This is a genomic window from Rhodospirillales bacterium (assembly GCA_028824295.1).
In the GTDB taxonomy this organism is placed as follows: Bacteria; Pseudomonadota; Alphaproteobacteria; order TMED109; family TMED109; genus VXPW01.
The window spans coordinates 1-3,681 of sequence record JAPPED010000024.1 but is presented as its reverse complement, the minus strand read 5'-3'; the positions used below and the strand labels follow the sequence as shown (position 1 = coordinate 3,681).

Genomic DNA, 3,681 nt, shown 5'->3' with positions numbered 1-3,681 from the left:
TGCCAGTCGAACGCCCGCGCATTGCCCCCTGGACGCGTGGCCCCTTCGGGCGGGCGGGCGTCGAAGAGAATCTTGTCGGCGGCCCCGCTGAACGACGCGGCGCGGCGCGCATCGTCCTGCGTGGAGATCCCCAGGGCCTTGATCACGGAAACGCCCGCGATCCGTTTCACGGCCGCAACCCGCTCTGGCGTTTCCCGACCGTGCAGCTGCAGGGCGCCAAGGCCGCTGGCGGCCGCTGCCTGCACCGCCTCGTCATCAGGGTCCACCATCACCCCGACCGCCTCGACAGCCGGCGGCAGAACGGCCGCGACCGCGCGTGCCCGGTCGAGTTCCACGTAGCGAGGCGAGGCAGGGAAAAACACCACCCCGATCCACCGTGCCCCGTGCGCCGCCGCCAGGGCGGCATGTCCCGGCTCACGGAGCCCGCAGATCTTGACCTGCACGCTCATCGCCCGGAGGCCCGCAGCTCGGACGTGATGGCCGCAAGGGCTTCGGCCGGGTGCTCGGCGCCCGTGATCGGCCTGCCGATGACCAGCAGGTCGGCGCCGGCCGCTGCTGCTGCCGACGGTGTGGCGACGCGTTTCTGATCCTGTACCGCGGCCGCGGCCGGGCGGATACCCGGGGTCACGATCAGGAAATCGGGTCCGATCTCGCGGCGCACCCGCGCCGCCTCCGTCGGCGCGCAGACAATGCCGGCGAGGCCGGCGTTACGGGCAAGCATGGCCAGCCGGACCACCTGGTCAGATGTGGAACCGTGGACCCCGATCGCCGCGGTGTCGTCTGAATCGAGACTGGTGAGGGTGGTTACGCCCAACAGCGCCGGCGGTTCTTCGTAGGTCTGGGTTGCCGCCTGCGCGGAAGCCAGCATGGCGCTGCCGCCCGCAGCGTGCACGGTCAGCATGGCTGGGGCGAGCGGCCGGAGCGCCCGGATTGCGCCCACCACCGTGTTCGGTATGTCGTGCAGCTTCAGATCCAGGAACAGTGGGGCTCCGGCCTGCCCGACCCGCCGTACCCCTGATGGTCCCTGCGCCGCAAAGAACTCGAGCCCGAGCTTCACCGCCGCGGCCGACCGACATTCGCTCGCGAGTGCCTCTGCGCGTTCGACGTCGGGCGTATCGATGGCAACGACGATTCGCGCGCCAGACCGCTGCGTCACGACGACACGCGCCCCGGACGTCCGCGTGACCCCAGCCGCTCAACCAGCCGTGCGAATCCACCGAGGACAATCCCCAAGGCGAGGACCGCCACCAGAAGCAGGTAGAGAGGCACCTCGACGACTCCTTCGAAGGGCCAAAAGGCCAGCACCACGCCTTGCCGGTTGGACAGCGCAAACGGAATGAACAGCAGCGTGAGAAGCAGGACGGCGATGCGCCGCGCAAGGCGCAGCATCATGTGATCCCGGGTCGAGCCCCGCGATTACTCCTCGGTATCGACCCTTTTCCTGAGTTCCTTGCCGGCGCGGAAGTACGGCACGCTCTTCTCCGGCACCTGCACCGCGGCGCCGGTCTTCGGATTGCGTCCGGTATGGGCAGGGCGAAGACGCACCGAGAAGCTGCCAAACCCGCGAAACTCGGCACGATCCCCCCTGGCAAGAGCTTCCTCGATCTCGTTGAAGACGATTCGGACGACCCGGTCGGCTTCCACACCATGCAGGTCTGGATATGCCTTCTGGATCCGCTTTACCAAGTCAGACCGGTTCACGGGGACGTACCTCCCATGGACGAATCTCCACGCTGATTCCTGCCAAATCGCGGCGTGCCGGTCAAACCGTGGAGCAGTTTCGCCACCGGGGCGTCACTCCTCCTTCGGCTTCAGCGCCTCGCTCAGGATGTCGCCGAGCGACGCTCCGGATTCGCTGGACCCGTATTCGCGGAGCACGCGCTGCTCCTCCTCGATCTCGAGGGACTTGATCGACAGGACGAGGCGCGCCGCCTTGGTGTCGATCGACACCACCTTGGCGTCCACCCGCTCGCCAACCGCAAACCGGTGTGGATTCTGATCGGTGCGGAGCTTCGACAGATCGCTGCGACGAATGAAGCCGTTGACCTCGTCCACCTTCACCCGCAGGCCGCTGTCGGTGACCTCCGTGACCACGCAGGTCACGACCTGGCCGCGCGAATACGGAGCCAGCGCGCCGGCCACCTTCTCTTCCTCGAGCTGGCGCGTGCTGAGGTTGATGCGCTCCTTCTCGACGTCGACTTCGAGCACCTTCGCTCGGACCCGGTCGCCTTTCCGGAATTCCTTGATGGCCTCTTCGCCGGGACGCGAGGCATCGAGGTCGCTCAGGTGAATGAGGCCGTCGATGTCGCCGGGCATGCCCAGGAACACACCGAACTCGGTGATGTTGCGGACTTCGCCCTCGATGACGCTGCCGACCGGATGCTCGTCCGCGAACTTCTCCCAGGGGTTCCCGGCGCACTGGCGCATCCCCAGGCTGACGCGACGGCGGTTGGGGTCCACGCCGAGGATCATCACTTCGACCTCCTCGCTCGTGGACACCAGCTTCGACGGCGGCACGTTCTTGCGGGTCCAGCTCATTTCTGAGACATGGACCAGGCCCTCGATACCGGGCTCCAGTTCCACGAAGGCGCCGTACTCGGTGATGTTCGTGACGCGCCCCCGGAACTTGGTGCCCTTCGGATACTTCTCGACGACCCCTTCCCACGGGTCCGCCTCGAGTTGCTTGATTCCCAGGCTGATCCGCTGCGTGGCCGGGTTGAACCGCACCACCTGCACGCGCAGCTTCTGCCCGACCGACACGACTTCGCTCGGGTGGTGCACACGCCGCCAGCTCATGTCCGCCACGTGCAGCAGACCGTCCACCTCGCCCAGGTCCACGAAGGCGCCGTACTCGGTGATGTTCTTGACCACCCCGTCGAGAATCTGCCCTTCCTTGAGCGTGGCCACCAATTCGGCGCGCGCCTCGGCGCGGGTTTCTTCCAGGACTGCGCGCCGTGAGATCACGATGTTCCCGCGTCGGCGGTCCATCTTCAGGATGTAGAACGGCTGCTTGGTGCCGAACAAGTGCTGGGCGTCGCGGACGGGCCGGAGGTCCACCTGGCTGCGGGGGAGAAATGCGCTGGCCCCCTGCAGGTCGACCGTGTAGCCGCCCTTGACTCGCCCCCAGATGATCCCCGTGACCTGCGTCTTGGCTTCGAATGCTTCCTCGAGTTCAGCCCAGGCCTGCTCCCGCCGCGCGCGGTCGCGCGACAGCACCGCTTCGCCGTTCCGATTCTCGATGCGGTCGAGAAATACCTCGACCTCGTCCCCGACGGCAGGTTCGCTGCCGTGTCCGTGCGCGATGAATTCCTTGAACGGGACACGGCCTTCGGCCTTGAGGCCAACATCAATCACGGCGGCGTCGTTCTCCAAGGCGATGACCTTGCCAACGACCACGGTGCCTTCACGTTTCTCGGTGGCGGCGATAGACGCCGCGAACAGCTCGTCGAAGTTCTCCTCGAATGCGGGGTGCGTCTCGGCGGACGGCACTGTGTTGCTCATGGGCTCTCCTGATTCCGCACCTTCAGGGCGGTGTCCGATAGTTCGCCGCTGATCGCGCGAACCTTCCTGCGTGAGGTCCTCGGACTCGACCTCACCAGCCGACAGGCCGTATCAAGCACAGTGTCGGCGTCAAGTTCTGTGGTATCGATCACATGCGCGTCGGTAGCGGCCGCAAGCGGT

At 66.7% G+C, this 3,681-nt stretch carries 6 protein-coding genes; all 6 read right to left on the bottom strand.

Annotation, left to right across the window (positions count from 1 at the left end; all coding sequences use genetic code 11):
• Positions 1 to 443 (bottom strand): N-(5'-phosphoribosyl)anthranilate isomerase (locus OXH60_10390; GenBank protein MDE0712527.1); only part of this gene is annotated, 443 nt, incomplete at its 3' end.
• Positions 444 to 445: 2 nt separating this feature from the next.
• Positions 446 to 1,156 carry an orotidine-5'-phosphate decarboxylase gene (gene pyrF / locus OXH60_10385; GenBank protein MDE0712526.1) on the bottom strand — a complete coding sequence of 237 codons (711 nt, stop codon included), beginning with the start codon at positions 1,154 to 1,156 and terminating at the stop codon, positions 446 to 448.
• Entirely contained in the window at positions 1,153 to 1,389 is a 237-nt protein-coding gene (locus OXH60_10380; GenBank protein MDE0712525.1) for a lipopolysaccharide assembly protein LapA domain-containing protein, read from the bottom strand. The genes pyrF and OXH60_10380 overlap by 4 nt, the downstream gene beginning before the upstream one ends.
• Positions 1,390 to 1,416: 27 nt before the next feature.
• The gene (locus OXH60_10375) at positions 1,417 to 1,701 is read right to left on the bottom strand and encodes an integration host factor subunit beta (GenBank protein MDE0712524.1); all 285 of its coding nucleotides are present in this window, start codon (positions 1,699 to 1,701) and stop codon (positions 1,417 to 1,419) included.
• A gap of 93 nt (positions 1,702 to 1,794) precedes the next feature.
• Positions 1,795 to 3,501 carry a 30S ribosomal protein S1 gene (gene rpsA / locus OXH60_10370; GenBank protein ID MDE0712523.1) on the bottom strand — a complete coding sequence of 569 codons (1,707 nt, stop codon included), beginning with the start codon at positions 3,499 to 3,501 and terminating at the stop codon, positions 1,795 to 1,797.
• The coding region (locus OXH60_10365) for a hypothetical protein (GenBank protein MDE0712522.1) at positions 3,498 to 3,681 on the bottom strand (184 nt) is incomplete at its 5' end. The genes rpsA and OXH60_10365, both read right to left, overlap by 4 nt.

Bases quoted from the DNA above. Each gene is read 5' to 3' on its own strand.
- OXH60_10380 (MDE0712525.1), bottom strand. From the start codon at position 1,389: ATGCTGCGCCTTGCGCGGCGCATCGCCGTCCTGCTTCTCACGCTGCTG.
- rpsA (MDE0712523.1), bottom strand. From the start codon at position 3,501: ATGAGCAACACAGTGCCGTCCGCCGAGACGCACCCCGCATTCGAGGAG.